Genomic DNA, 25341 nt, shown 5'->3' with positions numbered 1-25341 from the left:
CCCGCGTACGATCGATGCAGGTCAGCACGGGTCGACGCACACGCAGGTCGATGCGGGCACAGGCCGAGGCAGGCACAGGTCGAGGCAGGTCGGCGAGGGAGGTACGGTCTTGCTCACGGTGCAGGAGGTCACCCGGCTGTTGAGCCACCTGCGGGGCTCCGGGCCGGTGGACCGGCGCCTGGAGCGCCTGCTCGACTGGCTGGGCGGCGCGGTCGGCGGTACGGCGCAGCTGACCGGCACCCCGGGCGGGGCCCGACTGCCGCCGGAGGCCGCCGAGACGGCCGAACAGCTCACGGCGGGGCGGCTGCGTTCGGCCGCGTTGCAGGACGGTTCGCGGCACCTGCGGCTGACCGCGATCGGGCCCGAACCGCCGTACGCCGTCCTGACCGTGGCCCGTTCGGAGCCGTTCGACGGACGGGCCGGCGCCCTGGTCACCGCTGCGGTGGACCTGATCGGGTCGCTGGTCGAGCTCCGGGCGGCCGCCGCCGACCGGGAACGGCTGCGGACGGTGGCGGCGGCGCTGCGGGTCGCGGTCTTCCAACTGCTGATGGGCGGTGAGGTGACGCTGGCCCAGCGCACCTCCGAGGGCCTGACGGCCGGGCTGCTGGACGCCGAGCAGCAGCGGGTCTACGTGCTGGAGGGCCCGGCGGCCGAGCGGGACGAGCTGGCCCTGCGGTGCACCGAGGCCACGGCGGGGCAGGCTCTGGTGGTGCGCTGCCCGGCGTACGACCAGCACCTGATCGTGGTCGCCCCGCTGCGCGGCCCGGTCACCGAGGACGGCTGGGACCGGGTCGGCCTGGCCCTGCGCGACTTCGTGGCCGACCGGCCGGACCGCTTCCTCGGTGGCAGCGGCCGGCTGCCGCTCGCGCAGACCGCCGGGTGCTACGGCGACGCCACCCGGGCGCTGGCCGTGGCCCGGCTCCAGCCCGGGCGGGCCGCCCTGTACGCGGCGGAGAGCCGGCTCGCCGAGGTGCTCGACCCCCGGGCGGCGGCGGCCTGGGCGGATGCCCTGCTCCGTCCGCTGCACGCACTGCCGCTGAGCGGTCGGGACCAGTTGCTCGGCACTCTGCACCTGGGCCTGGAGTTCCCCGCCACCAGCGCCGCGAAGATCATCGGTATCAGCCGCAACACCGTCCGGGCCCGGCTGGACCGTGCGGGCGACCTGCTCGGCCTGGATCTGACCGGGGTGCGCGAGCGGGCGGTGCTGCACCTGGCGCTGCGGATGGCCGGCCGGGACGGTGCCGCCGCAGCCCCGGTGCCGCCGGTCGAGGTGCCGGCCGAGGTGCTGACCGAGGCACTGGTCGAGGTGCTGACCGCGCCGCCCTCGGTCGAGTGGGCCGGGACGCTGCTCGACCGGCTGTCCGAGGACGGCCGGGAGCTCCGGCGGACCCTGCTCGGCTGGCTCCGGGCGAACTGCGGGGTGGACCTCACCGCCACCGCCCTGGACCTGCACCCGCAGACCGTCCGCGACCACCTGCGCGCGGCCGAGCGCCTGCTGCAGCGTCAACTGCTCTCCGGCGGTGGCGGCGTGTACGAGGTCGTCCTCGCCTTCACCGCCCTCGGCGAGCTGCCGCCCGTGCACGGCTGAGCCCCGGGCGGCCCGGGACCGTGCAGTCGTGCGGTACCGCGCACCGGCGGACCCCGCCTAGAGTCGGTGCCGAGCTCACCGGGCGGGGCCCGCTGCCACGGATCACTCCGTCGGCCCCGCCCGGTGCACAGGGGTGCTCACCGGGCGGACTCCTCCACGGTCCTCCGCCCGGTGGGCGACGGGCCCGCGGTCAGCGACGGAGCGTCAGCAGACCGCCGAGCGGGACGTGCAGGGAGAGTTCGAGCCCCTCCACGTTCGGGGCGGCCTCGGCGACGGTGCCGCCCATGGCGTCCTGGACCAGGACCGTGAGCCGGCCCGGGGGCCGGTCGAAGGTCAGCCGGACCAGCGTGTCGGGGTCGGCGTTGCCGAGCAGCAGCAGGTCCCACTCCCCCGCCACCGCGACCGGCACCGGCGCGTAGCGGCCGAACGCCCGGGCGCCGCCCCGGCGGGACTCGATCAGCGGGTAGGCCAGCTCGGGCCGGTGCGGGCGGAACTCGGAGCGCTGGAGCAGGTCCCGGTGCTCGGCCATGACGGCGAGCCAGAACCGCAGCGCGGCGAGCTGGCCCGGGCCCTGCGCGGCCAGGTCGACCGAGACCTGCGGGGTGGCGAACAGCACCGAGAGCAGCAGCACCGCGATCTGCGCGGGCGCCTCGTCCGGGTGCCAGGTCAGCGGGTCGGCGTGGACCGCCAACGGGCCTGCGGTGAGCCGGAGATCGGCGGTGCGGGTGCGGTTCTCGGTGGCGTTGTGCGGGCAGTCGGTGGCCCGGACCATGGTCGCGTACGGCCACAGGCCGGGGCCCATGTACTGCTGCCGATGCTCGATCAGCACCTCGGGCCGCACCGCGCGGAGCCGGGCGTCGAGTTCGGCCAGCAGGCGGCGGACGCCCTCGGCCACCTCGGTGCAGTCCGGGTCCGGGGAGGCGGTGGTGGGCTCGCGCAGGAAGGTGTCGATGAAGTCGATCTTCAGACCGTCGACGCCGTGCTGCTCCACCGCCGCCGCGAGCCGCTCGACCTGGTGCGCCCGGACCACCGGGCTGCGCGGGTCGAGCACGTACGTCTCCAGCGCCGGCAGGTGGGCCAGCGCGTGCTCGGCCAGCGTGCCGATCGCCGCGCTGCGGTCGCCGGCGAACGGCAGGGCGTGCCAGAGCAGGTAGTTGAGGCCGAGCGCGCGCACCCGCGCGACGTGCTCGGCGAAGTCCGGGAAGCCGACCGGGGCGGGCTGCCAGTCGCCGGTGGTGGCGTAGGAGCGGCCGTTCTCGTCGGTCTGCCAGCCGTCGTCCACGATCAGTGCGCCGAAGCCGAGCGGGGCGGCCAGCTCGGCCAGCTTCTCCACCTCGGTGGCGGTCATCGCCAGGTGCAGCGCGTACCAGGTGCAGAAGACCGGTTCGAAGGCGCTGTCCGGCACCACCGACAGCGGCTGCGAGGCGCCCCACCAGTCGGCCGCGCCCCGGACCGTGTCGGCGAAGTGACGCCCGCTCAGGTCGAGCAGCAGCCGCAGCGTGCCGCCCTCGTGCTCGACCCACCAGCTGAACTCGCCGGTCTCCTCGACCGCGCCTTCGCCGATCGAGACGGGCCGGACGGTCTCGCCGACCGCGAAGGTGCAGAGCGCGGCGTCGGCCGTGCCGACCAGGCTGCCGACCGGCGCCCCCTTGGGCAGCGCGGCGATCCGGGGCAGCGCCCAGGACGGCGGCAGCCAGCGGGTGCCGGTGCCCGGGGTCCAGTAGCCGGTGGCGCCGGTGCACGGCAGCCGCCACTCCACCCGGGCCCGGACCGGTGCCTCGTCGGTGGGGTCCCCGGGGCTGACCTCGATCAGCAGCACCCCCGGCACCTCCTGCGGGGTGACCCGGACCGCGAGGTCGGCGGCGCCGACGGCGGTGGCTCTGACCCGCAGGCCCGCCAGGTCGAGTCCGGTCTCCACCGCGCACGCGGTCTCGGTCCGTCCGGAGGGGTGGGCGCTGCCGTCCCAGCTGAGCGGGGCTGTGGTCACGAGGGGTGGCCTTTCTGAACATGTCGGAACCCGTGCGGGACAACCGCGGAAGCGGTTGGACGGTTGCCCCGCACGGGCGTTGTGGGACCTGGTCGGACGCGGCCCGCCGTTACGGTTCCCCGCCGCGTCCGACCAGGGGCATGGATCACCTGCGGAGCGGACCCTCGCAGGTGTAGTCGGAGGTGCCGGCCTTGCCGCCGGGCCAGACGTTGACCGGCCCGAACCAGCAGTTCATGTCGTCCAGGTTGTTGGCGACGCCCTTGGTCCGGGTCAGCAGGAAGTAGTCGACCGTGTAGGACATGTCCTTGAACACCCGGTCGGGGTTGCCCGCGTCGGCGAGGTTGGCGGTGATGGCGCCGGTGCAGACGAAGCGCATCGGCTTGTTGGCCCAGTCCCCGTTGTCCTTGCAGTTGGGGGTGTTCTGGGTGGCGGCGGCGATCGCGGACTGCACCTCGGCGGGGTAGGCGAACCTGAGCGCCCCGTTGGCGGTGTACGAGGTGCTGGGCACGTACAGGCTGCCGGCCTTCGCGATCTGCGCGTCCAGGAAGGCGTTGTACTCGGCCTGCAGGCCCCGGTCCGCGCCGGTGCGGGTGCGCCAGGCGTCGAAGCCGGCCGGGTCGTCGGCCCGCAGGTAGCCGTACATCTCGCGCAGCCGGGCGGGGTGCTCGGCCCAGAGGAACTCGTAGAACGTCCCGGCGTAGTTGTAGAAGTGGAACGCCGGGGTGTCGTCGTAGCTCGCGTGCAGCAGCTGGTCCACGGTGAGCCGCGGGATGCCGGCCGCCTCGTCGCTGGCCAGCTTGGCCACCAGCGACCTGCGGACCTTGACGCCCTGGTCGCGGGTCGAGCCGTCGAAGAACTCGGCGGTGCCCTCGTCCATCGCGGTGGTCAGGTCCTTGGCGTACCAGCGCGCCTCGCCGAAGTAACCCGGGGTGGCCCAGCGGCCGTTGAGGTAGTGGGTGTACTCGTGCCGGAACAGCTCCTCCAGCGTCAGGTACGACTCCGCCGGGGTGCGCTGGTAGGTGTAGAAGGTGGCGCCGCGCTCGATGTAGATGCCGCCGTTGTTGGTGGCCATCCCGGTCAGCAGCGGGTGGTACACCTCGTAGTCCGAACGCGTCGCGTACAGGTGGATGTTGAGGGTGGCGTTGGTGTCCCCGGCGAGCGGGACATCGGTGCCGAGCACCCGGAAGAACTGGGTCTTCACCTGCTTGGAGGCGTAGTACATCTGGTCCACGGTGGCCCGGTCGAGTGCGGTCCTGACCGCGACGGCGCCGTTGTCGTAGCTGTAGGTGTACGGGAAGAGCTTCGCCTCGATCTTGTCGGTGCAGACCCCGAACTCGGCACAGTTCCCGAAGGTGTTGGCCCAGCCCACCACCTTGATCCAGGGGCCGGAGTACTCGCCGAAGGCTGCCTTGGTGGTGGCCAGCAGGCCGCCGATCTCGGCGGTGATGCCGGCCCGCAGCCCGGCGATCTGGCCGAACCGGCCGTACTCGCCGACGCCGTCCCGGGCCATCCACTCGTTCTGGGTGCCCTTCAGGTGGGCGTAGCCCGCGAAGACCTTGAAGGCGGCCCGGTAGGAGGGGTCGGCGACGACCTGCGGCAGGAAGGCCGGGTCCTGGTTGCCCACCCCGAGGAAGTTGAGGTTGAGCGCGGCCAGGCCGGCCGTGCCCCAGCCCCAGCTGTCGGCGATCCGGGTGCCGGGGGCGAACTTGGCCAGGATCCGCTTGGCCAGGCCGAGGTTGTTCTGCCGCAGGCCCACCGAGCCGGCGGTGGTGGTCATCTCACGGATCGTCACACCGGCGAGCTCGGTGTCGTCGAAGGCGTGCGGGCTGTTCCCGTACGCGGTGACGGCCTGCTGGATCGCGGCCAGCGTGGCGGCGTCGGTGACGTCGATGCCGCCCTGGGTCCAGTCGAAGTAGACGGTGGCGTGCAGGAAGGTCCACAGCTCGTAGAGGTGGGCGGCGCCGGTGCCGTTGTCGGCGGCCGAGAGCTGGGTGATCCGCCGGGCCACGGCCTGGACGTGGGCGTCGTCCATGGTGGTGTTGTACCGGGCGTCCCAGGTCCACAGGAAGCTCTTCAGGCAGCCGTCCACGGTGACGGCCGGGTCGGTCAGGAAGTCGGCGAGCCCGTTCGGGCTCAAGCCGGCCATCCCGTCCACCGTGCACGGCACGCCGGCCGCGGTGGTGGCGGCGCTGCCGCTCGCGGCGAGTTCGGTGGCGGTCGGGGCCGGGGCGCCGACCCGGTCCGGCAGCATGCCGGGGACGTGGCCCGAGCCGAGCGAGCCGCCGCCGGGGGCGGGGGCCGCGGTGCCGGTGCGGGCGACCGCGTCGCCGAGGCGGTCCACCTCGTCGTAGCCGGTGGGCACCGTCGGCGCGGGAGCGGTGGCCTTGGCCGCAGGGCCGGCCACCGGGGTCTGGGCGACGGCCTGCACGGTCTGCACGGCGGGCAGCGCGAGCGAGGCGGTCAGCACGGCGGCGAGCAGGACTCGGCGTGCGGTACGGGGAGTTGCCATGGTTCTTCTCCAGAGGGGGTGGAGACGTGGGGGCGCATCGCGTGGGGGCGGTGCGTGAAGCAGTGCTGCGTGCAGGGGTGGTACGTGCGGGGGTGGTACGTGCGGGGGTGGTACGCGGGGTGGTACGCGCCGCCGCCACCGGTCGAGGGTGCGCGGCGGCGGCGCGGGTCGAGGGTGACGGGGAGGTCAGGCCTCGGGGAAGTGGCAGGCGGCCTGGCGGGCACCGCCCGCCGTGGTGAGCTGGAGCAGCGGCCGCTCGGTGCGGCAGATCTGCTGCGCCTTCGGGCACCGGGGGTGGAAGGTGCAGCCGCTCGGCGGGTTGGCCGGGCTCGGCGGGTCACCGAGCAGCACGATCCGCTCCCGGGCGCGTTCGGCGGCCGGGTCCGGCAGCGGGACGGCGGAGAGCAGTGCCTTGGTGTACGGGTGCGCCGGGTTGGCGTACACCTCGTGCTTGTCGCCGATCTCCACGATCCGGCCGAGGTACATCACCGCGACCCGGTGGCTGATGTGCTTCACCACGGCCAGGTCGTGGGCGATGAAGACGTAGGCCACGCCGAGTTCGCGCTGCAGCCGCTCCATCAGGCCGACGATCTGGGCCTGGATGGAGACGTCCAGGGCGGAGACCGGCTCGTCCGCGACCACCAGCTCGGGGCGGGTGGCCAGGGCGCGGGCGATGCCGATCCGCTGGGCCTGACCGCCGGAGAACTGGTGCGGGTAGCGGTCCAGGTGCTCCGGGGCGAGGCCGACCAGTCGGATCAGGTCCCTGACCTCGCGGTTGAGCTCCGCGGTCGGGGTGTCCTGGGCCCGCAGCGGTGCGGCGATGATCTGCTGGACCGTCTGCCGCGGGTTGAGCGAGGCGAACGGGTCCTGGAAGATCATCTGGAACTTGCGCCGCAGCGGCCGCAGTTCGCGCTGCGTGGTGCGGGTGATGTCCTTGCCCTTGAAGGCGACCTGACCGGCCGTCGGGTCGAGCAGCCGGACCAGCATCCGCCCGGTGGTGGACTTCCCGCAGCCGGACTCGCCGACCAGGCCGAGCGTCTCGCCGGGGCGGACGTCGAAGCTGACGTCGTCGACCGCCCTGACCCCGGCCCGGCGGCCGAGGCCGGAGCGGGGCCCCGGGAAGGTCATGCCGAGGCCCTCGACGGTGAGCAGCGGTTCGGTGGTCATGACGTCACTCCGTCGAGTCGGCAGGCGTTGCGGTGCCCCTCCGCCACCAGGCGGAGCAAGGGGCGCTCCCCGGTGCAGAGTTCACTGGGCTTCGCGGCGTAGACCGGGCAGCGCGGGTGGAAGGCGCAGCCGGCCGGCGGGGCGAGCAGCGAGGGCGGGCTGCCGGGGATCGAGCGCAGGCTCTCCCCCTCGACCGCGTCCACCCGGGGCAGCGAGTCCAGCAGCCCCCGGGTGTACGGGTGCCTGGGGGTGGCGAACAGCGTGTCGGCGGAGGCCTGTTCGGCGGCCGAGCCGCCGTACATGACCAGCACCTCGTCGGCCACCCGGGCGATCACCCCGAGGTCGTGGGTGATCATCACGATGCCGAGGCCGCGGTCCTGCTGGAGCTTCATCAGCAGTTCCAGCACCTGGGCCTGGACGGTGACGTCCAGGGCGGTGGTGGGCTCGTCCGCGATGATCAGGTCCGGCTCGCAGGAGAGCGCGAGCGCGATCATGGCGCGCTGGCGCATCCCGCCGGAGAACTGGTGCGGGTGCTCGCTCGCCCGGCGGGCCGGCTCGGGGATGCCGACGTCGCCGAGCACCTCGACCGCGCGGGCCCAGGCGGCCTTGCGGGTACCGCCGTTGTGCTCCCGGTACGCCTCGGCGATCTGGTCGCCGATGGTGAAGTACGGGTGCAGCGAGGTCAGCGCGTCCTGGAAGACCATCGCCATCCGGCGGCCGCGCAGCTTGCGGACGGTCTCGTCCGGGGCGCCGAGCAGCTCGGTGCCGTCGAACCGGACCGATCCGGTGACCCTGGCACTCCGGTGCAGGCCCATCACGGCCAGCGAGGTGACCGACTTGCCGGAGCCGGACTCGCCGACGATGCCCAGCGTCCGGCCGCGCTCGACCGTGAAGTCGACGCCCTTGACCGCCTCGACCACGCCCTCGGCGGTGTTGAACTCGACGTGGAGATCGGTGACTTCGAGCAGCGTACTCACGCCAGCCTCGCCCTCGGGTCGATCCAGGCGTAGACCAGGTCCACCACCAGGTTGGAGGTCACGATGAAGAAGGAGGCCAGCAGTGTGACGCCCATGATCACCGGTTGGTCGGACTTGTTCAGCGAGTCCGCGAAGAGCTTGCCGACACCGGGGAGGCTGAACAGCGACTCGGTGATCAGCGCGCCGGCCAGCAGCCCGCCGAGGTCCATCCCGAGCATGGTGGCGACCGGGGTCAGCGCGGGCCGCAGCCCGTGCTTGGCGACCACCCGCCGCTCGCGCAGGCCCTTGGCCCGGGCGGTGCGGACGTACGGCTCCTCCATGGTCTCGATCACCGAGTTGCGGGTCATCCGGGCGTAGAGCGCGGCGAACAGCAGGGACAGGGTGATCCAGGGCAGCACCAGGTTGCGGATCCAGCCGACCGGGTCCTCGCCGAAGGCGATGTACCGGGGCAGCGGCATCAGGCCGAGCACGGTGACCACCAGGTAGAGCAGCATCATCGCGGTGAAGTAGACCGGCAGCGCGGCGATGCCGATGGTGCCGATCATGACCGTGCGGTCCACCCAGGTGTTCCGCCGCAGCGCGGAGACCACGCCGGCCGACAGGCCGAGCACCAGCCAGCAGACCGCCGCGCCGAGCGCGAGCGAGGCACTGACCGGGAACCGGTCCATCATCAGGTCCCAGACCGGCTGGGCGCTCTGGAACGAGTAGCCGAAGCAGGGGAAGCCGCACTCGACCGCGTACTGGCCGCTGCCCAGGGTCTGGCCGGCGAAGATGCCGACCAGGTAGCGGCCGAACTGGATCACGATCGAGTCGTCCAGGCCGAGCTGCTGACGGACCATCTCGACCCGCTCGGTCGAGCAGTCCTTGCCGCAGAACTGGGCCGCCGGGTCGGCGGGGAAGAGGTAGAACACCGCGAAGGTCAGCGCGCAGACCACCACCAGGGTGAGGGCGATGCCGATCAGACGGCGGATCAGGAACCCGATCACGACTTGCCGCCCTTCGGGTCGAGGGCGTCGCGCAGCGCGTCACCGAGCAGGGTGAAGCCCAGGACCACCAGGAACAGGCAGGCGCTCGGCAGGATGAAGAACATCGGGTCGACCTTGTAGTAGAGCACCGAGTCGGCGATCATCTGGCCCCAGGACGGCGTCGGGGGTCGGACACCGACGCCGAGGAAGGTCAGCGCGGCCTCGGTGCCGATCAGGCCCGGGATCGCCAGCGTGACGTAGACGATGATCGTGCCGGACAGGTTGGGCAGGATCTCGGTCAGCAGGATCCGGCCGCTGCGGGTGCCGCTGGCGCGGGCCGCCTCGACGTACTCGCGGTGCTTGAGCGAGAGCGTCTGGGCCCGGATCACCCGGGCCACGTACGGCCAGCTGAACACGCCCATCACGATGACCAGCAGCAGGACGCGGTTGACGTCCCGGGCCACCGAGAGCAGCGCGATCATGAAGATCAGGCTGGGGAAGGACATCATGACGTCCATGAACCGGGAGATCAGCGAGTCGATCCGGCCGCCGAAGTAGCCGGCCAGGATGCCCAGGGTCACCCCGATCAGGGTGATCATGATCGCCGCGGAGAAGGCGACCAGCAGGCTGATCTGGGCGCCGTACAGCAGGCGGGCGAAGATGTCCCGGCCGAGCATCGGCTCGACGCCGAGCCAGTGCTCGGGGCTCATCCCGCCGAAGCTGCCCTTGGGCAGGCCGCCGAGGTAGGAGTTGATGGCCTTCTTGTCGGTGTCCGCCGGGCCCGTGCCGCTGATCGCGGTGAGCACCGGGGCCAGCAGGGCGGCCAGGAGGAAGAAGACGATGATGCCGAGGCCCGTGAGTGCGGCCTTCTGGCGGCGCAGCCGGTGCCAGGCCAACCGCCAGGGGGAGGCGGGTTGTTGCCGGCGGTCGGCGGTGGAGACGGGGGCAGCGGGACTGGCCGCCGCCCCCGCTCCCCCGGCCTCGGCCGGAGAGAGCGGGGCGGTCATGGCAGGTACTCCCGACTTACTTCGCGGCCTTGAGGCCGATGACGGCGTAGTCGAGCTGACCCGCCCAGACGGGGTGGGCGAAGGCGCCGGCGATGTTGGAACCGACCAGCAGCGGCTTCTTGGCCCAGACCAGCGGCACGGCCGGCGACTTGTCCATGATCTTGCCGTCCAGCTCCAGCCACGCCTTGTTGGCCTGCTTGACGTCGGCCATCGCGGCGATCCGGTCCAGGTCGGCGATGGTCTCCGGGTCGTTGAACCGGGTGACGTTGCCCTGGTTGCCCTTGTCCTTGATGGTGCGGCCGTCGAAGATCATCGGCAGGAAGGTGGCGGCCGACGGGTAGTCGGGGCACCAGCCGCCGACCGAGAGGCCGGGCTGCTTGGTCTTGTCACCGGTGATCGAGTTGACCGCGGTCGGGTCGACCGTGGTGATGGTGACCTCCACGCCGGCCTTCTTCAGCGCGGCCTGGAGCGCCTCCGCCTGCTGCTTGCCACCGGTGGAGGTGACCAGCTCGGTGGCGAAGCCGTTCGGGAAGCCGGCCTCGGCCAGCAGCGCCTTGGCCTTCGCGGTGTCACCGCCCGGCTTGATCAGGAAGTGGTCGACCGGCGCGCCCTCGGTCAGCACCGGCGGCAGGTACGTGGTGGCCACGTCGGTGAAGGCCGGGCCGCCCATCGCGGCCGCGAAGGCCTCCTTGTCGACCGCGTACTGCATCGCCAGGCGGACCTTGGCGTTGTCGAACGGCGCCTTGGTGTTGTTCATGTCGAGCTTGGTGGTGCAGCCCGCGTTCTCCGAGATCAGCCGCTTCTTCAGCTCAGGGTTGGTCAGCACCTCGCTGATCTTGGAGGGCACCAGGTCGACGTAGGAGATCGCGCTCTGGTCCTCGGCCTGGTCGGCGATCAGGCGCTCGGCCACACCGGTGCCCTTGAGGGTCTGGTCCACCACGATCTTGTCCGGGTAGGCCTTGCGGACCGAGTCGCTCTTCGGGTCCCAGAAGGTGTTGCGGACCAGCACCATCCGCTTGCCGCGGTCATAGCTCTCGATCTTGTACGGGCCGGAGGAGACCGGGTGGTTGTCGTAGTTGGCCCCGGCCTCCTTCGCCTTCGGCACCGGTGCGAAGGTCGGCAGCGTGACGGTGTAGCCGAACTCGGCCACCGGGCGCTGGAGGTGGAAGACGATGGTCTTGTCGTCCGGGACCTCGATCGACTCCTTGCCCAGGCGCTGGCCGGCCAGCGGGCCCTTGTAGTCGGCCGGGGCGACCAGGTAGGTGCGGGCGTAGTCCGGGCCGCCGGGCAGCTCGGGCGAGTAGGACCGCTCGACGTTGTACTTGATGTCGTCGGAGACGATCGGCGTGCCGTCCTCGTACTTGAGGCCGTCCTTCAGCTTGAAGGTCCAGGTCTTGCCGCCGTCGCTGGACTGGCCGAGGTCGGTGGCCAGGTCGGGCTCGATCTTGAGGCCCTCGGCACCCGGGGCCGCCTTGAAGGTGGTCAGGGTGCGGTAGAGGGTGCGGACCCCGAAGTCCATGACCGGCATGGTCCAGCTGCGGGTCGGGTCCAGGTGGTCGAAGTCGGTGTTCGACAGCAGGGTCAGGGTGCCGCCCTTGACGGGCGTCCCGCCGATGATGCCGTTGCCCTCGGTGGTGACACCGCCCTGGGTGGAGTCGTCGCCGCTCCCGCCGGTGCTGGAACAGGCCCCGAGGCCGAGGGTGAGTGCTGCCGCGATCGCTGTCGCGAGGGCGGCATGGGTACGCCTGGTCATAGTGCAACTCCGGGGTGGGAGGCCGCAGTTGCGGCCTTGGTTCGCCCCGGGGCTGATCCGGGGCCACCGAGAGGGCGACCGCTGAGGTCTAGCCGCTCCAAGGTGTGACCCGTAACATAGTAATGTGAAATTGCACTGGCAAGAGATGGAGCCACCCGTTACCGAGCTGTGTCCGGCAGTGGCCCCAACTCCCGTCCGTCGCAAGGTCGTCAACACCCCGCAAACCGGACAGACCACCCTCCCCCGCACCGCCGAAGGAGTCGCAGCCGTGACCACCGACCCCCGCCCGCTCAACACCGGCAGCCACGACCTGCCCGTCTCCGCCGCCCTGGACGCCTTCATGGGCACCGGCTGGGCCACCACCCCGCTGCCCGCGGGCGACCGGGTGCCCGGCTACGCCTCGATGCCGGCCCGCCGGGCCCGGCTCGCCGCCGCCTTCCCCGGCGAGCGGCTGATCGTCCCGGCCGGGCAGCTGAAGGTGCGCAGCAACGACTGCGACTACCGCTTCCGCCCGCACAGCGCGTACGCCTGGCTGACCGGGCTGACCGGCGAGGAGCAGGTCGGCCACGTCCTGGTGGTCGAGCCCAACGGCGAGCCGGTGCTCTACCTGCGCCCGCGCTCACCGCGCGGCGGCGGCAGCCCGTACGGGTCCGAGTTCTTCCGCGACCGCCGCTACGGCGAGTTCTGGGTCGGCCGCCGCCCCGACCTGGCCGAGGCCGAGCAGCTCACCGGCATCCGCACCGCCCACCTGGACGACCTGGAGAAGCTGCTGACGGGCACTCAGCCCGCCACCCGGCTGCTCGGCGGGGTCGACCCGCTGCTGGACGCCCTGCTGTCCGCCGACTCGCAGCTCGCCACCACCCTCTCCGAGCTGCGCCTGGTCAAGGACGCCTGGGAGGTGGACCAGCTCCAGCTCTCCGTCGACCTCACCTCGGCCGGCTTCGAGGACGTGGTCCGCGCCCTGCCCGCCGCCCTGCGGCACGGCCGGGGCGAGCGCTGGCTGGAGGGCACCTTCAACCTCCGGGCCCGGGCCGAGGGCAACGGCACCGGCTACGACACCATCGTCGCCTCCGGTGCGCACGCCTGCGTGCTGCACTGGATCCGCAACGACGGCGCGCTCGACCCGTCCAAGCTGCTGCTGCTCGACGCCGGTGTGGAGACCGACTCGCTCTACACCGCCGACATCACCCGCACCCTCCCGCTCGGCGGCACCTTCTCGCCGGTCCAGCGGCAGGTCTACGAGCTGGTGCTGGCCGCCCAGGACGCCGGCATCGCCACCCTTCGCCCCGGCGCCAGCTTCCGCGACTTCCACCGGGCCGGCATGCGGGTGATCGCCGAGGGCCTGGCCGACTGGGGCGTCCTCAAGATCTCCGCCGAGGAGGCGCTCCAGGAGGACAGCGGCCTGTTCCGCCGCTACACCCTCTGCTCCAGCGGCCACATGCTCGGCCTCGACGTGCACGACTGCGCCAAGGCCCGGGCCGAGACCTACCTCGACGGCGTGCTGGAGGAGGGCCAGGTGCTCACCGTCGAGCCCGGCCTCTACCTCCAGCCCGACGACGAGACCCTGCCGGCCGAGCTCCGTGGCATCGGCGTCCGGATCGAGGACGACCTGGTCATCACCTCCGACGGCGCCCGCCTGATGTCCGGCGCCCTCCCCCGCACCGTCGCGGGCATCGAGGAGTGGATGGGCACCCTGCTGGGCTGACGTCCGGTCAGCGGGACGGGCCTGTCCGGCCCGTCCCGCCAGGCGCGATGATGGCCGCATGACCAACGCCCCCGCTGCCGCCACGGCCCCCGCTGCCACGTTTCTGACGCCCGCTCAGGCGGTCGAGGAGTCCGGCTTCAGCCTGGACACCCTGCGGTACTACGAGAAGATCGGGCTGCTGGGGAACGTGCAGCGGTCGGTGAGCGGGCACCGGCGGTTCAGCTCCGAGGACCTGGCCTGGCTCGGGGTGCTCCGGTGCCTGCGGGACACCGGGATGCCGATCTCGGAGATGCTGCACTTCGCCGAGCTGGTCCGGTCCGGGGACGGGACCTTCGGCGCCCGGCTGGCGCTGCTGGCCGCGCACGACGACCAGGTGGAGGTGCAGATCGCCACCCTGCGCGAGCGCCAGCAGGTGATCCGGCACAAGATCGCGTACTACCGGGACGCGCTGGCCTGAGCCAGCAGCTCCTCCGTCAGCCCGGCCGCCGACCCGGTGCGGGCCAGGCGGTGGGCGGTGCCGGCCCAGAGGTGCATCGCTTCCAGGTCGCCCCGGCGGGTGGCGGCGGCGCGCAGCGGCCGGGTGAGGTGGTGCACCTCGGGGTAGCCGACCGGGGCGTCCGGCTCGTAGCGGTCGATGAAGGCGTTGCGCAGGCCCCGGGCCGGTCGACCGGTGAAGGCGCGGGTCACGGTGGTGCCGCCCCGGTGGGCGGCCAGGGCCTGCTGGTAGCGCGGGTCGGCCTCGGACTCGTCGGTGCGCAGGTACGCCGTGCCGAGCTGGGCGCCGACCGCGCCCGCCCGCAGCACGGCCGCGATCGCCGCGCCGTCCGCCAGCCCGCCGGCGGCGATCAGCGGCAGCGGGGTCACCGCCCGGACGGCGCCGAGCAGTTCGGGCAACGGGCGGCCGTCGGGCACTGCCGCCTGCCGGTGCGTGCCCCGGTGGCCGCCCGCCTCCGGGCCCTGCACGCAGAGCGCGTCCATCCCGGCCTCCGTCGCCGCCCTGGCCTCGGCCGGCGTGGTCACCGTCCCGATCTGCAGGGTGCCGACCGCACGGAAGGCGGCGGCCTCGGCGGGCGAGGGCAGCCCGAAGGTGTACGAGAGCACCGGCACCGGATCGGCCAGCAGTGCCTCGACCTTGGCGTCCCAGTCGTCCCGGTCCGGCGCGATCCGCTCCGGCAGCTCCACCCCGTGCCGCTCGGCCTCCGGCCGCAGCCGCTCCCGGTAGGCGTCGACCAGCGCCCGGTCGGCCGGTACGTCCGGCACGAAGAGGTTCACCCCGAACGGACGTCCCGTCAGCTGCCGGACCGCCCCGATCCGCGCTGCCAGCGCGTCCGCCGACAGGTACCCGGCGGGCAGGAAGCCGAGCCCGCCGCCCTCGTTCACCGCCGCGACCAGCGCGGGCGTGGACGCGCCCCCGGCCATCGGCGCGGCCACCACCACCGGCAACTGCATCAGGACACCTCGCGGAGTTCGTCGGTACGGGCGGTGGCGCCACGGACGGCGTCGGTACGGGCAGCGTCGGTACGGGCGGCGGCGATCCGCTCGGCGGGGCAGCCGGCCAGCCGCAGCGCCGCGTCGGCGACCGCCGGGGCCACCTCGGCGGCGGTCCGGTCCGGGTCCTCCCGGGTGGCGGCCACGCCGCCCTCCAGCAGGCCGACCAGCAGGTCGGTGCGCAGCTCCAGCTCCGGGACCGGGCCCATCCGGGTGAGCAACTCGCGGTAGGCGGAGCGCAGTTCCGCCCTGGCCCGGCGGAACTCGGCGAACCGCTCGCCCCTGACCTCGGGCAGCTGGTACAGCGCGCCGAGATTGTAGAGACCGCCGAAGAGCAGCGCGGAGTCGTACCTGGCCAGCGCCCACAGCGCGGCGGCCGGATCGGCCCCGGGGTCGTCGAGCAGGGTGCGGGCGAAGGCCAGCGAGGGCTCGACCGTGCTCTCCAGCAGGGTGGCGAGCAGGTCCTCCTTGCGGGCGAAGTAGTGGTACATCGACGCCTGCCGCAGGCCCGCCAGCTCGGCCACCGCCCTGGTGGTGGTCGCGGCGTACCCGTTCCGGGTGAACAGCTCGGCGGCGGCCGCCAACACCTGTTCCCGGGGCGACAGTTCGCTGCTCGACGGCCCGGCGGCACGCGGCCGCCCCACCCGGGGCCTGGGGAACGCGGTACCTGACACCTGGTGATCATCGCACAGCGGTACCGGCGGGTACCCGCCGGTCGCGGCGGGAGGGATCAGGACGGCCGGATCAGCCCGCTGGTCAACCCGGAGGCGATGGCCGCCGTCCGGCTGTCCACGCCGAGCTTGTCGTAGATGTGCACCAGGTGCGTCTTGACCGTCGCCTCGCTGATGAACAGCCGCTTGGAGATCTGCTTGTTGGCCAGCCCGAGCGCCAGCAGTTGGAGGATCTCGGCCTCGCGCGGCGACAGCGTCGGCCGCCCGGCCCGCACCCGCCCCAGCAGCCGGGCCGCGACCGGCGGCGCCAGCACCGTCTCGCCCCGGGCGGTGGCCAGCACCGCTGCCGCGAGCTCCTCCGGCGGCGCGTCCTTCAGCAGGTAGCCGGTCGCCCCGGCCTCCACCGCCGCCAGGATGTCGGCGTCGGTGCTGTAGGTGGTGAGGATCAGCACGGCCGGCGGGTCGGGCAGTGCGGTGATCCGGCGGGTGGCCTCGACCCCGTGCATGCCGGTGCCCATCTGAAGGTCCATCAGCACCACGTCGGGACGCTGCGCGAGGCCCTCCAGCACCCGCAGCGCCTCCGCCCCGTCGGCGGCCTCCCCCACCGCCTCCAGCTCGGGCAGCTCGTCCACCATCGCGCGCAGCCCGCGCCGCACCACCGGGTGGTCGTCCACCAACAGCACCCGGATCACTGCGCTCCCGCCTCCGTCAGCACGGCCTCGGCCGTCTCGATCGTCCGCAGCGGCAGCGAGACCGCCACCACCGTCCCCTCGCCGGGCGCCGACTCCACCGTCAGCCGGCCGCCCAGCGCCGCGATCCGCTCCCGCATCCCGTGCAGGCCGAACCTCGGCCCGTCACCCGAGGGCAGCGCCTTCGGGTCGAAGCCCACCCCGTCGTCGAAGACGTCCAGCGTCACCTCGTCGTCCAGGTAGGTCAGCGTCACGGCCACCGCCTCGGCCCGGGCGTGCCGGGCCGCGTTGGCCAGCGCCTCCTGGGTCAGCCGCAGCAGCGCGACCTCCGCCTCCACCGGCAGCGGGTACGGCTCGCCGTCCAGGTGGAACACCACGCCCCGCCCGTCCGCCACCCGGCGCAGCGCCTCGGTCAGCGTCACGTCGTCCAGCGCGGGCGGGGTGAGCGCCTGCACGAAGCGGCGGGCCTCCGCCAGATTGGCCGAGGCCGTCCGCCCGACCTCGGCGATCCGCTCCCGGGCGGCGTCCGGATCGGCCGCCACCGCGGACTCGGCCGAGCGGGCCAGCAGCACGATGCTGGACAGCCCCTGCGCCAGGGTGTCGTGGATCTCCCGGGCCAACCGCTGACGCTCCGCCAGCCGGCCCGCCTCGCGCTGGGTGGCGGCCAGCTCGTCCCGGGCCCGGACCAGGTCGTCGATCAGCCGCTGCCGCTCCCGGCTCTCCCGGTACAGCGCGGCGTACCCGTACGCGGTGAGCAGCGCGACCACCGCGCCCGCGACCGGGCCGAGCACCTTCGCCGTGGTCAGCCCGCCGTCGGTGCCCGCCTGCGCGGCCACCACCACCACGGTCAGCGCGGCCACCGCGGGGACGGCCCAGCGCACCGGCATCAGGTGCAGGCAGACGAAGTAGAGCGGGAAGGCGAGGTAGCAGAACTCGGGGTGCTGGAGCGTCAGGCCGATCCAGAGCAGCAGTACCGCCCCGAGCCAGAGCCCGGCCCACAGCCGGGTGGTGCGCACCCGCTCGACCGCGCCGCCGCTCAGGTAGGCCGCAGCGAGCACTATCGCGGTCAGCAGCCCGCCGGGCCCGAGCCAGCCGTCGGCCAGGCCCCGGGCCACCAGCACCACCAGCAGGGCCAGGAACAGGCCGTGCAGGGCGAGGTTCATCAGCCGCAGCGCGGGGGTGTTCCCGGAGTGGCCGGGCGGTTCGGTACTGGTCACGCCTTCCGAGAGTACGGGGTGCGGGGCCGGGCCCGGTCCGCCGCGGCATCAACCGTTCGATGGATTCCGGGGTGCATCGCCCGCACGAGTGGAGTCCCCCTCCTCTCCCTGATGGAACCGGGCCCGCGCGCCGACAGGGTGGAGGAGTCGTCAGAAACCTCCGTACCGGGAAGGCCGCCGTGTTCGTCGCGCTCCGTGACATCCGCTTCGCCAAGGGGCGGTTCGCCCTGATGGGGGCGGTGGTCACCTTGATAACCACCCTGGTCGTCTTCCTCTACGGCCTGACCGGCGGGCTGGCCTCCGCCGCCTCCTCCACCATCGCCGAGCTGCCCGCCGACCGGATCGTCTTCGGCGCTCCCGCCGGGGCCGCCCCGACGGTCTCGTTCAGCAGCAGCACCGTCTCCCCCGCCCAGGCGGCCGCCTTCGCCGCCGCACCGGGCGTCGGGTCGGTGCAGCCGCTGGGCATCTCGATGACCCGGCTGACGGCCAGCGACTCGGCCGCCTCGGTCAGCGTGGTCGGCGCCCCGGCCGGGCTGCTGCCGCCGCTGGAGTCGGGCAGCGCCCCGGCTGACGGCCAGATCGCGGTCGGTGCCGACACCGCCGCCGAGTACCACCTGACGGTGGGTGAGCAGGTCAAGGTCGGCCCGCGCACGGTCACCGTCTCCGGCCTGACCGCCGAGCGCTCCTACGGGCACGCCCCCACGGTGTGGACCACGGTCGCCACCTGGGAGCAGGTGAGCAGCCAGAGCCAGCCGACCGCGCTGGCGCTGACCGTCTCGGGTGCCGACCTCGCCGCCCTGGACGCGGCGCAGGGCACCGAGACCGTGTCGCTGGACGACTCGCTGTCCGGCATCAACGGGTACTCCGCCGAGCAGGGCAGCCTGCAGATGATCCAGGGCTTCCTGTTCGCGGTCAGCGCGCTGGTGGTCGGGGCCTTCTTCACGGTCTGGACGGTGCAGCGCAAGCCCGACATCGCGGTGCTCAAGGCGGTCGGCGCGAGCAGCGGCTACCTGGTCCGGGACGCGCTGGCGCAGGCCGCCGCTGTGCTGCTCGGCGGGGCGCTGCTGGGCGGGGCGATCGGCGGCGCCGGCGGGCTGCTGGCCGCCGCCACCGTGCCCTTCGACGTCAGCCCGGCGAGCGTGGGCGTCCCGGTCGCGGCGATGGTCGTGCTCGGCCTGCTCGGGGCCGCCCTCGCCGTCCGCCGCATCACCTCCGTCGACCCGCTGGCCGCGCTGGGAGCCAACCGATGACCACCACCGCCCTGACCACCCGTACCGGCCTGGCCCTGACCGACGTCACCCTCACCTACCCCGACGGCGAGGCCCGGCTGACCGCCCTCGACCAGGTCTCGCTGGCCGTCGCGCCCGGCGAGTTCACCGCCGTGGCCGGGCCCTCCGGCTCCGGCAAGTCCTCGCTCCTCGCGGTGGCCGCCACCCTGCTGCGGCCGGACCGCGGGCAGGTGCTGATCGACGGTCAGGAGGTCGGCGCACTGGGCGAGAAGGCCCGCTCGGCGCTGCGCCGGGACCGGCTGGGGATCGTCTTCCAGCAGTCCAACCTGCTCGCCTCGCTGACGGCGGTGGAACAGCTGCTCGTGCTGGAGTCGGTCCGCGGCGGCAAGCCCCGCGCCGCCCGCGCCCGGGCGGAGGAACTGCTCGCCTCGGTCGGCCTGGACGCCTCCAAGCAACGGCGCCGCCCGCACCAGCTCTCCGGCGGCGAACGCCAGCGGGTCAACATCGCCCGGGCGCTCTTCGGCTCCCCGTCGGTGCTGCTGGTGGACGAACCCACCTCGGCCCTCGACCACGAGCGCGGCGCCCAGATCGTCGACCTGCTCGCCACCATCACCCGCGAGCACGGCACCGCCACCGTGATGGTCACCCACGACCGCGACCTGCTGGGCCGGGTCGACCGGGTACTGGAGATGCACGACGGGCGGCTGGTCTAGCCCTTCGCCCCGAGCACGCCGTCCACCGACAGCGTCACGGCCGCCCCGATCGACTCGGGCAGCGTGAAGCTCTGGCCCCGGTGGTGGACGGCGTGCACGCGGTACTCACCCCCGGACGGATCGGTGAGGACCCTGACCTTCTGGGCCTTCCGGTCCAGGATCACGTAGACCGGGACGCCGGCGGTGGCATAGGCACCGGGCTTGAGCTTCAGGTCGAGGTTGTAGTTGGAGGACGTGACCTCCAAGACCATCCGGAAGACCGCCGGGTCGTAGCAGTTGAACTCGACCCGGTGGTCTTCCACGTCCGCGTCGACCACAGCCAGGTCGGGAATGGCATAGTCCGACGGACCGTCCGGCAACCAGATGCCCACCGCCTGCAGGACGGCCGTCTCATCGCTCTGCAGCCCCGCTGCGAGCAGCGGGATCATCACTTTGGTGAGCGAGCGCCCGTGCGAGGCGTCGGCAGGTGGCGTCACGGTGATCTGGCCCCCGATGATCTCGACCCGGTGACCGATCAGCTGGTCGGACATCCTGTCGGCGACCTCGAGCAACGTCGGGTGCTGCTCAACTGCTGCTGCGGACATGGTTTCCTCCGGCTGGCCGGTGTCGAGAGCATCATCGTAGAACGCCCTCGCCGCGCGCGACCCGGTGCCAGGCGGTTCACCCGTACGGGAACGGGACGGTTCAGGACACGGGGTAGCGGGCGGCGAGGTCGGCGTAGCCGCCGGCCTGCCAGATGCGGTGGCGGAACTCCTGGAGGGTGAGCGCCCGGGAGGGTTCGTCCGGGAAGTGGGCCGTGCCGCAGCGGGCGCAGTACCAGGCCGTGGCCCAGAGCTCCTCGGCGGCGGGGCGGCCGGCCAGCCGGGTGCGGACGTCTGCGGTGCGGCGGCCGACGACGATGACGACCAGCACCGCCACGAGCAGGGCGAACCCGGAGATCCAGCCGAGGAAGGCCAGGTCGGGGCGGTCCACCACCGGCGGGCGGAAGCTGCTCGACCAGCTGGTGTAGGGCGAGGCCGCCGGGGCCGGGTCCTCGGAGAACCAGTGCCCGCCGAGCGCGCCGCCGATGAACGTACCGATGGAGACGAGCAGGGCGATGACCCCGAGGAAGCCGATCCCCGCGGTCTTCGCCGCCGCTCCCACCACCAGGTGCTGCGGTACGGGCGAGAGGGCGTCCGACACGGCCGTGGTGACCGTCCGGGTCACCGTGGTCGACCGGCCGTCAGTGTCCCGGGACGGAACCAGGATGCGGTCGCGTCCGGCCAGGTACACCGCCGGGACGCCCTTGACCTCGTCCGTCAGGCCGCAGCTCGGGCAGGGCACCAGGGTGTGCCCCGGTCTGCCGTCGTGGATCTCGCTCATCTGTCCCCCCGCGGGCCCGGCCGGGGAGTCCGGCCGCTGCTCGTCTGCGCAGACGCTGCAACGAGGCGGCCGGTTGCGGCCCGACGGCCCGGCGGACTGACGGACCGTCAGCGCGCGCCGAGGCGGAGGGCCGGCTGCTCGGCTGCCGCGGCCTCTGCGCCGGCGGCCCAGAGGGAGCGGATGTGGCCGAGGTGTTCGGCCATGCAGGTCTCGGCGGCGGGGGCGTCGCCGGAGATCATCAGGTCGAGCAGGGTGAGGTGTTCCTCGGCGGAGGAGACCAGCTCGCCGCGCTGGTCCAGGCGGTTGAGGCCGTAGAGGCGGGAGCGCTTGCGGAGGTCGCCGACCACGTCGACCAGGCGGGCGTTGCCGGCCAGGCCGAGCAGGGAGAGGTGGAACTGGCGGTCCGCCTCCAGGTAGCCGATCAGGTCGTGCTTGCGGGCGGCGGCGACGATGGCCTTGGCCTCGGGGCGGAGCGCCTCCAGCTGGTCGCGGTCGGCGGTGCGGGTGACCCGGCCGATGGTCGGGACCTCGATCAGGGCGCGGATCTCGGTGTAGTCGTCGAGGTCGCGCTCGGTCAGCTCGGTGACCCGGAAGCCCTTGTTCCGGACGGCCTCGACCAGGCCCTCGCGGGCCAGGTCGAGCATCGCCTCCCGGACGGGGGTGGCGGAGACGCCGAAGTCGGCGGCCAGGGCCGGGGCCGAGTAGACGACGCCGGGGCGGAGCTCGCCGGAGATCAGCGCGGCACGCAGGGCGTGGGCGACCTGGTCGCGCAGGCGCTCCTGGACGGAGATGAGGGCGCGGGGCTTGAGGTCCGCCATGGTGTTCCTCCGGGGTGGCTTAGCAGGACACCATTGTACAATGTCACGTTACGTTGATTTGTAAAACAATTCAGGCCGACGCGCCTGTTTCGTACTGAGCCGCCGCCACCGCGAGGTCCTGCCAGGCCATCCCGACGCTCTTGAAGAAACGTGGGCGATCCGTGGGCACAACTGCCTTGCCGTTGACCAGTTCTGACAGGTTAGCAAGCCGGGAACCGGCCACACCAGGAATCAGCAGGTCGCCCGCCTCCCGCAACGCCACCGAACGCGCCTCCACATAGAGCGCCGCCCGCTCCACCAGCGCACTGTCGACCTCGCGCGCCGTCGGCTCGTGCGAGCCCACCGCCGCCACCGCCGCGTGGTCCGGCACCAGCGCGCCGTCGAACAGCGGCTCCCGCGCCGTGGTGCAGCAGACCACCAGGTCCGCCTCGGCCACCGCCCCGGCCCCGCCAGCCGCCGCGTCCAGGCCCAGCCCCCGGGCGTACGCCACCAGCGCGGCGACAGGCTCGGGCGAGCGGCCGACCACGGTGACCCGGGTCAGCGGCCGGATCGCCAGCAGCGCGTCCAGGTGCGCGTACGCCTGCGGGCCCGAGCCGAACAGCACCAGGTGCGCGGCGTCCGGCACGGCCAGCAGGCGCAGGGCCAGCGCGGTCACCGCCGGGGTGCGCAGCGAGGTGAGCGCGATGCCGTCCAGCAGGGCGAGCGGCTGCAGGGTCGGCCCGTCCAGCAGCAGGTAGCTGCCGGTGATCCGGGGCAGGCCCCGGGCCGCGTTGGCCGGGACCACGCCCGCGATCTTCACCCCCGCGTACGCGCTGTCGGCGGCGGGCATCAGCAGCAGCTCGCCCGCCGGGACGGGGATGTTGCTGCGGGCCGGGCAGTCCTCCGGGTCGAGCCCGTTGAGCAGCGCGGCGGCCAGGGCGTCGACGGCCTCGGCGGGGGTGAGGGTGAGCGGCAGCTGGGCGATGGTCATCAGAGCAGGAACCCCGTCCCGAGAGAGTCGTCCGGGTCGAGCAGGAAGCGGTGCTCGCCGGTGCGGTGGGCGGTGCCGGTGACCTCGGTGATCCATCCGTCGCGGTGCTGCCCGGCGAGCCGTCCGGTGAACACGCTACCGATGATCGACTCGTGCCGCAGTTCCTCACCCTCCGTCAGGCGGCCCTCGGCGGCCAGCAGGGCGAGCCGGGCCGAGCTGCCGGAGCCGCACGGGGAGCGGTCGATCTGGCCGTCCGCGAACACGGTGACGTTGCGCTGGCTCGGGCCTGACGGGGTGTCCGGCAGCTCCTCGTACAGGATCACGCCGTAGACCCCGGAGAGCAGCGGGTCGGACGGGTGCCGGGTGGCCGGTTCGTCGGCCAGCGCGGCCCTGATCTCCCGCCCCAGGGCGGTGAGTTCCGGCAGCTCGGCGAGCGAGACGGTCAGGCCGAGGTCGGCCGCCCGGACGGAGGCGTAGCAGGCGCCGGAGTGGGCCAGGTCGACCTCGACGGTGCCGCGCGAGGTGGGCACGGCGAGCTTGCGGGCGGTGACGGCGGTGGGCACGTTCCGGAACGTGACGCCGGTGGTGCGGCCGCCGCTGCGGTGCACGGCGGCGCTGACCCGGCCGGACGGGACGTCGATCCTGACCCGGGCGGTGCCGTCCGCCGGGGCGGCGACCAGGCCGGAGTCGACCGCCCAGGCGCCGAGCGCGATGGTGCCGTGGCCGCAGGCGGTGGAGTAGCCGTCCTTGTGCCAGAACAGCACCCCCAGGTGGGCCTCGCTGTCGTCCGGCGGGACCACGAAGCCGCCGTACATCCCGGCGTGCCCGCGCGGCTCGCGGGTGAGCAGCCGGCGGACGTCGTCCAGCGCGCTCGGGCGCGGGTCGGTGGCGGTGCCGCCCGCGCCGAGCGCGATGGCCCGGCGCTCGGCGACGGTGTCGCCGGGGACCGGCGGCAGCCCGGCGGTGACGATCCGGAACGGCTCGCCGGCGGTGTGGTAGTCGACCGTGTGGACCGGCGTCAGCGCGCTCATCGGGGCGATCCGGCGGGCAGCAGCGTGACGGTGCGCTCGGCGGTGTAGAAGTCGAGCACCGCCTGGCCCTGCTCGCGCGGCCCGTAGCCGGCGCCCTTGGCACCGCTGAACGGGACGTGGAAGTCCACGCCGCTGGACGGCGCGTTCACCCGGACCATGCCCGCGTCGAGGCGGTCGGCGGCGGCCAGCGCGGTGTCCAGGTCCCGGGTGTGCACCGAGGTGGAGAGGCTGTGCCGGGTGTCGTTGGCGACCTCGATCGCCTCGTCCAGGTCGGCGGCCCGCAGCAGCACGGCCACCGGGCCGAAGAACTCCTCGGTGCGCAGCGGGTGTTCGGCCGGCACCTGCTCCAGCAGGGTCGGCTCGATGAACCAGCCCGCGCGCTCGATCCGGCTGCCGCCCGCGAGCGCGGTGGCTCCGGCCGCGACGGCGCTGTCCACCGCCCCGGTCAGCCGCTCCAGCGCGGACTCGTTGATCACCGGGCCGCAGACCTCGGTCAGCGCGGTCGGCCCGGCGATCGCGGTCAGCGCCTTGGCGAGCGCCTCGGCCAGCGGCTCGTACGCGTCGCCGACCGCGATCACCCGGCTGGTGGCGGTGCACTTCTGCCCCGCGTACCCGGCGATCGCGGCGGCCAGGTGGGCGGCGGCCTGGGCGATGTCGGCGTCCGGCAGCACGATCGCGGCGTTCAGGCCGCCCAGCTCGGCCTGCACCGGGATGCCGCGCCCGGTGGTCGCGGCGACCACGGCCCGGCCGACGGCGGTGGAGCCGGTGAACGAGACCACGTCGGCGGCCGCGACCAGCGCCGTCCCCTCCTCGGCACCGCCCGGCAGCACGGTCAGCACGCCCTCGGGCAGGCCCGCGAGCTCGGCCAGCCGCAGGGCGCAGGCGGTGCCCTCGGGAGCGGGCTTGAGCACGACGGTGTTGCCGACCGCGAGCGCCGGTGCGGCCTTCCAGGTCGGGATGGCGAGCGGGAAGTTCCACGGGGTGATCAGCCCGGCCACGCCGTACGGGCGGCGGCGGGTCAGCAGCAGCCCCTCGCCGGCGGCCGGCTCGTGCACCGCGCCCGACGCGGCGTAGGGCGCCTGCGCGTAGTAGCGCCAGATCGCCGCCGTCCGGGCCACCTCGCCGCGGGCCTCGGCGTGCGGCTTGCCGACCTCGCGGACGATCAGGGTGGCGAGTTCGTCGGCGTGGGCCTCGACCGCGTCGGCGGCCCGGCCCAGCGCGGCGGAGCGGCCCGCAGCGCCGATGGCGAGCCAACCGGCCTGCGCGGTACGGGCCTTGTCGACGGCGGCCACGGTGCCGAGGGCCCCGGCAGCTTCGACCTCGATCACCAGATCGCTCGGGTCGGCGGGGTTGTACGAGCTGACGCTCACTTGACAGCCTTTCATGCAGTTGCAGCACCAGGGGCTCGGGGAACGGCGGCGCCGACCTCAGGAGCGTTCAACGTGCGTACAAGGTCAGGCACTTTCGCAGTGACCCGAACGCCAGATCTCGTCGC

Annotated in this window: 22 protein-coding genes; 5 read left to right on the top strand and 17 right to left on the bottom strand. The window is 73.4% G+C overall.

Annotated features, from left to right (window positions below; all coding sequences use genetic code 11):
- Window positions 1–118: 118 nt before the first annotated feature.
- Complete coding sequence (locus ABT118_RS24985; RefSeq protein WP_350672958.1) at window positions 119–1588, top strand: helix-turn-helix domain-containing protein; 1470 nt, start codon at window positions 119–121, stop codon at window positions 1586–1588.
- Window positions 1589–1778: 190 nt separating this feature from the next.
- Here ABT118_RS24985 and ABT118_RS24980 read toward each other — a convergent pair whose 3' ends face one another.
- The 7 genes from ABT118_RS24980 to ABT118_RS24950 form a co-directional block, all read right to left on the bottom strand.
- On the bottom strand, window positions 1779–3575 hold the full coding sequence (locus tag ABT118_RS24980; protein ID WP_350672893.1) for a glycoside hydrolase family 36 protein: 1797 nt from the start codon (window positions 3573–3575) through the stop codon (window positions 1779–1781).
- Window positions 3576–3720: 145 nt separating this feature from the next.
- On the bottom strand, window positions 3721–6084 hold the full coding sequence (locus ABT118_RS24975) for a collagenase (protein ID WP_350672891.1): 2364 nt from the start codon (window positions 6082–6084) through the stop codon (window positions 3721–3723).
- Between the two features lie 186 nt (window positions 6085–6270).
- Window positions 6271–7251 carry an ABC transporter ATP-binding protein gene (locus ABT118_RS24970; protein WP_350672888.1) on the bottom strand — a complete coding sequence of 327 codons (981 nt, stop codon included), beginning with the start codon at window positions 7249–7251 and terminating at the stop codon, window positions 6271–6273.
- On the bottom strand, window positions 7248–8228 hold the full coding sequence (locus ABT118_RS24965; RefSeq protein WP_350672886.1) for an ABC transporter ATP-binding protein: 981 nt from the start codon (window positions 8226–8228) through the stop codon (window positions 7248–7250). The genes ABT118_RS24970 and ABT118_RS24965 overlap by 4 nt, the downstream gene beginning before the upstream one ends.
- Window positions 8225–9214, bottom strand: a complete 990-nt coding sequence (locus ABT118_RS24960; protein ID WP_350672883.1) for an ABC transporter permease — start codon at window positions 9212–9214, stop codon at window positions 8225–8227. Before ABT118_RS24960 ends, ABT118_RS24965 begins: the two co-directional genes overlap by 4 nt.
- On the bottom strand, window positions 9211–10200 hold the full coding sequence (locus ABT118_RS24955; protein WP_350672882.1) for an ABC transporter permease: 990 nt from the start codon (window positions 10198–10200) through the stop codon (window positions 9211–9213). The genes ABT118_RS24960 and ABT118_RS24955 overlap by 4 nt, the downstream gene beginning before the upstream one ends.
- A 16-nt stretch (window positions 10201–10216) precedes the next feature.
- Complete coding sequence (locus tag ABT118_RS24950) at window positions 10217–11953, bottom strand: ABC transporter substrate-binding protein (RefSeq protein ID WP_350672879.1); 1737 nt, start codon at window positions 11951–11953, stop codon at window positions 10217–10219.
- A 268-nt stretch (window positions 11954–12221) separates the two neighbouring features.
- On the opposite strand from ABT118_RS24950, the gene ABT118_RS24945 reads away from it, so the two are divergent.
- Both ABT118_RS24945 and ABT118_RS24940 read left to right on the top strand, forming a co-directional pair.
- Window positions 12222–13658, top strand: coding sequence for an aminopeptidase P family protein (locus ABT118_RS24945; RefSeq protein ID WP_350672878.1), 1437 nt, complete (start codon window positions 12222–12224; stop codon window positions 13656–13658).
- A 58-nt stretch (window positions 13659–13716) separates the two neighbouring features.
- On the top strand, window positions 13717–14115 hold the full coding sequence (locus ABT118_RS24940; RefSeq protein ID WP_350672876.1) for a MerR family transcriptional regulator: 399 nt from the start codon (window positions 13717–13719) through the stop codon (window positions 14113–14115).
- Here ABT118_RS24940 and ABT118_RS24935 read toward each other — a convergent pair.
- From ABT118_RS24935 to ABT118_RS24920, 4 genes are read right to left on the bottom strand one after another with little or no spacing between them, the layout of a single operon-like run.
- The gene (locus ABT118_RS24935) at window positions 14094–15107 is read right to left on the bottom strand and encodes an NAD(P)H-dependent flavin oxidoreductase (RefSeq protein ID WP_350672873.1); all 1014 of its coding nucleotides are present in this window, start codon (window positions 15105–15107) and stop codon (window positions 14094–14096) included. The two genes, ABT118_RS24940 and ABT118_RS24935, sit on opposite strands and share 22 nt — an antisense overlap.
- A complete protein-coding gene (locus tag ABT118_RS24930) occupies window positions 15107–15820 on the bottom strand; it encodes a TetR/AcrR family transcriptional regulator (RefSeq protein ID WP_350672869.1) in 714 nt (237 codons plus the stop codon). The genes ABT118_RS24935 and ABT118_RS24930 overlap by 1 nt, the downstream gene beginning before the upstream one ends.
- Before the next feature lie 56 nt (window positions 15821–15876).
- On the bottom strand, window positions 15877–16509 hold the full coding sequence (locus ABT118_RS24925) for a response regulator (protein WP_350672866.1): 633 nt from the start codon (window positions 16507–16509) through the stop codon (window positions 15877–15879).
- Complete coding sequence (locus tag ABT118_RS24920; protein ID WP_350672864.1) at window positions 16506–17723, bottom strand: sensor histidine kinase; 1218 nt, start codon at window positions 17721–17723, stop codon at window positions 16506–16508. Before ABT118_RS24920 ends, ABT118_RS24925 begins: the two co-directional genes overlap by 4 nt.
- Before the next feature lie 179 nt (window positions 17724–17902).
- Between ABT118_RS24920 and ABT118_RS24915 the strand changes: the two genes are divergently transcribed.
- Window positions 17903–18973 (top strand): ABC transporter permease, encoded by a 1071-nt coding sequence (locus ABT118_RS24915; protein ID WP_350672862.1) that lies wholly within the window; start codon window positions 17903–17905, stop codon window positions 18971–18973.
- Window positions 18970–19665 carry an ABC transporter ATP-binding protein gene (locus ABT118_RS24910; protein WP_350672861.1) on the top strand — a complete coding sequence of 232 codons (696 nt, stop codon included), beginning with the start codon at window positions 18970–18972 and terminating at the stop codon, window positions 19663–19665. Before ABT118_RS24915 ends, ABT118_RS24910 begins: the two co-directional genes overlap by 4 nt.
- Here the strand turns inward: ABT118_RS24910 and ABT118_RS24905 are convergent.
- The 6 genes from ABT118_RS24905 to ABT118_RS24880 all read right to left on the bottom strand — a co-directional run bounded on the left by ABT118_RS24905 (window position 19662) and on the right by ABT118_RS24880 (window position 25216).
- Window positions 19662–20249 carry a Uma2 family endonuclease gene (locus tag ABT118_RS24905; RefSeq protein WP_350672859.1) on the bottom strand — a complete coding sequence of 196 codons (588 nt, stop codon included), beginning with the start codon at window positions 20247–20249 and terminating at the stop codon, window positions 19662–19664. The genes ABT118_RS24910 and ABT118_RS24905 overlap by 4 nt on opposite strands.
- 100 nt (window positions 20250–20349) lie before the next feature.
- Window positions 20350–21027 carry a hypothetical protein gene (locus ABT118_RS24900; protein WP_350672856.1) on the bottom strand — a complete coding sequence of 226 codons (678 nt, stop codon included), beginning with the start codon at window positions 21025–21027 and terminating at the stop codon, window positions 20350–20352.
- 107 nt (window positions 21028–21134) lie between these two features.
- Window positions 21135–21845: a GntR family transcriptional regulator gene (locus ABT118_RS24895; protein ID WP_350672854.1), complete on the bottom strand. Its 711-nt coding sequence runs from the start codon at window positions 21843–21845 to the stop codon at window positions 21135–21137.
- Between the two features lie 70 nt (window positions 21846–21915).
- Complete coding sequence (locus ABT118_RS24890; protein ID WP_350672852.1) at window positions 21916–22815, bottom strand: ornithine cyclodeaminase family protein; 900 nt, start codon at window positions 22813–22815, stop codon at window positions 21916–21918.
- Entirely contained in the window at window positions 22815–23846 is a 1032-nt protein-coding gene (locus ABT118_RS24885) for a proline racemase family protein (RefSeq protein WP_350672849.1), read from the bottom strand. Before ABT118_RS24885 ends, ABT118_RS24890 begins: the two co-directional genes overlap by 1 nt.
- Entirely contained in the window at window positions 23843–25216 is a 1374-nt protein-coding gene (locus ABT118_RS24880; protein ID WP_350672847.1) for an aldehyde dehydrogenase family protein, read from the bottom strand. The genes ABT118_RS24885 and ABT118_RS24880 overlap by 4 nt, the downstream gene beginning before the upstream one ends.
- Between the last annotated feature and the right edge of the window lie 125 nt (window positions 25217–25341).

Source organism: Kitasatospora sp. NPDC002040, from assembly GCF_040296785.1.
Classification (GTDB): domain Bacteria; phylum Actinomycetota; class Actinomycetes; order Streptomycetales; family Streptomycetaceae; genus Kitasatospora.
Note: the sequence above shows the minus strand (reverse complement) of the source record. Positions and strands in the feature narration are given on the sequence as shown.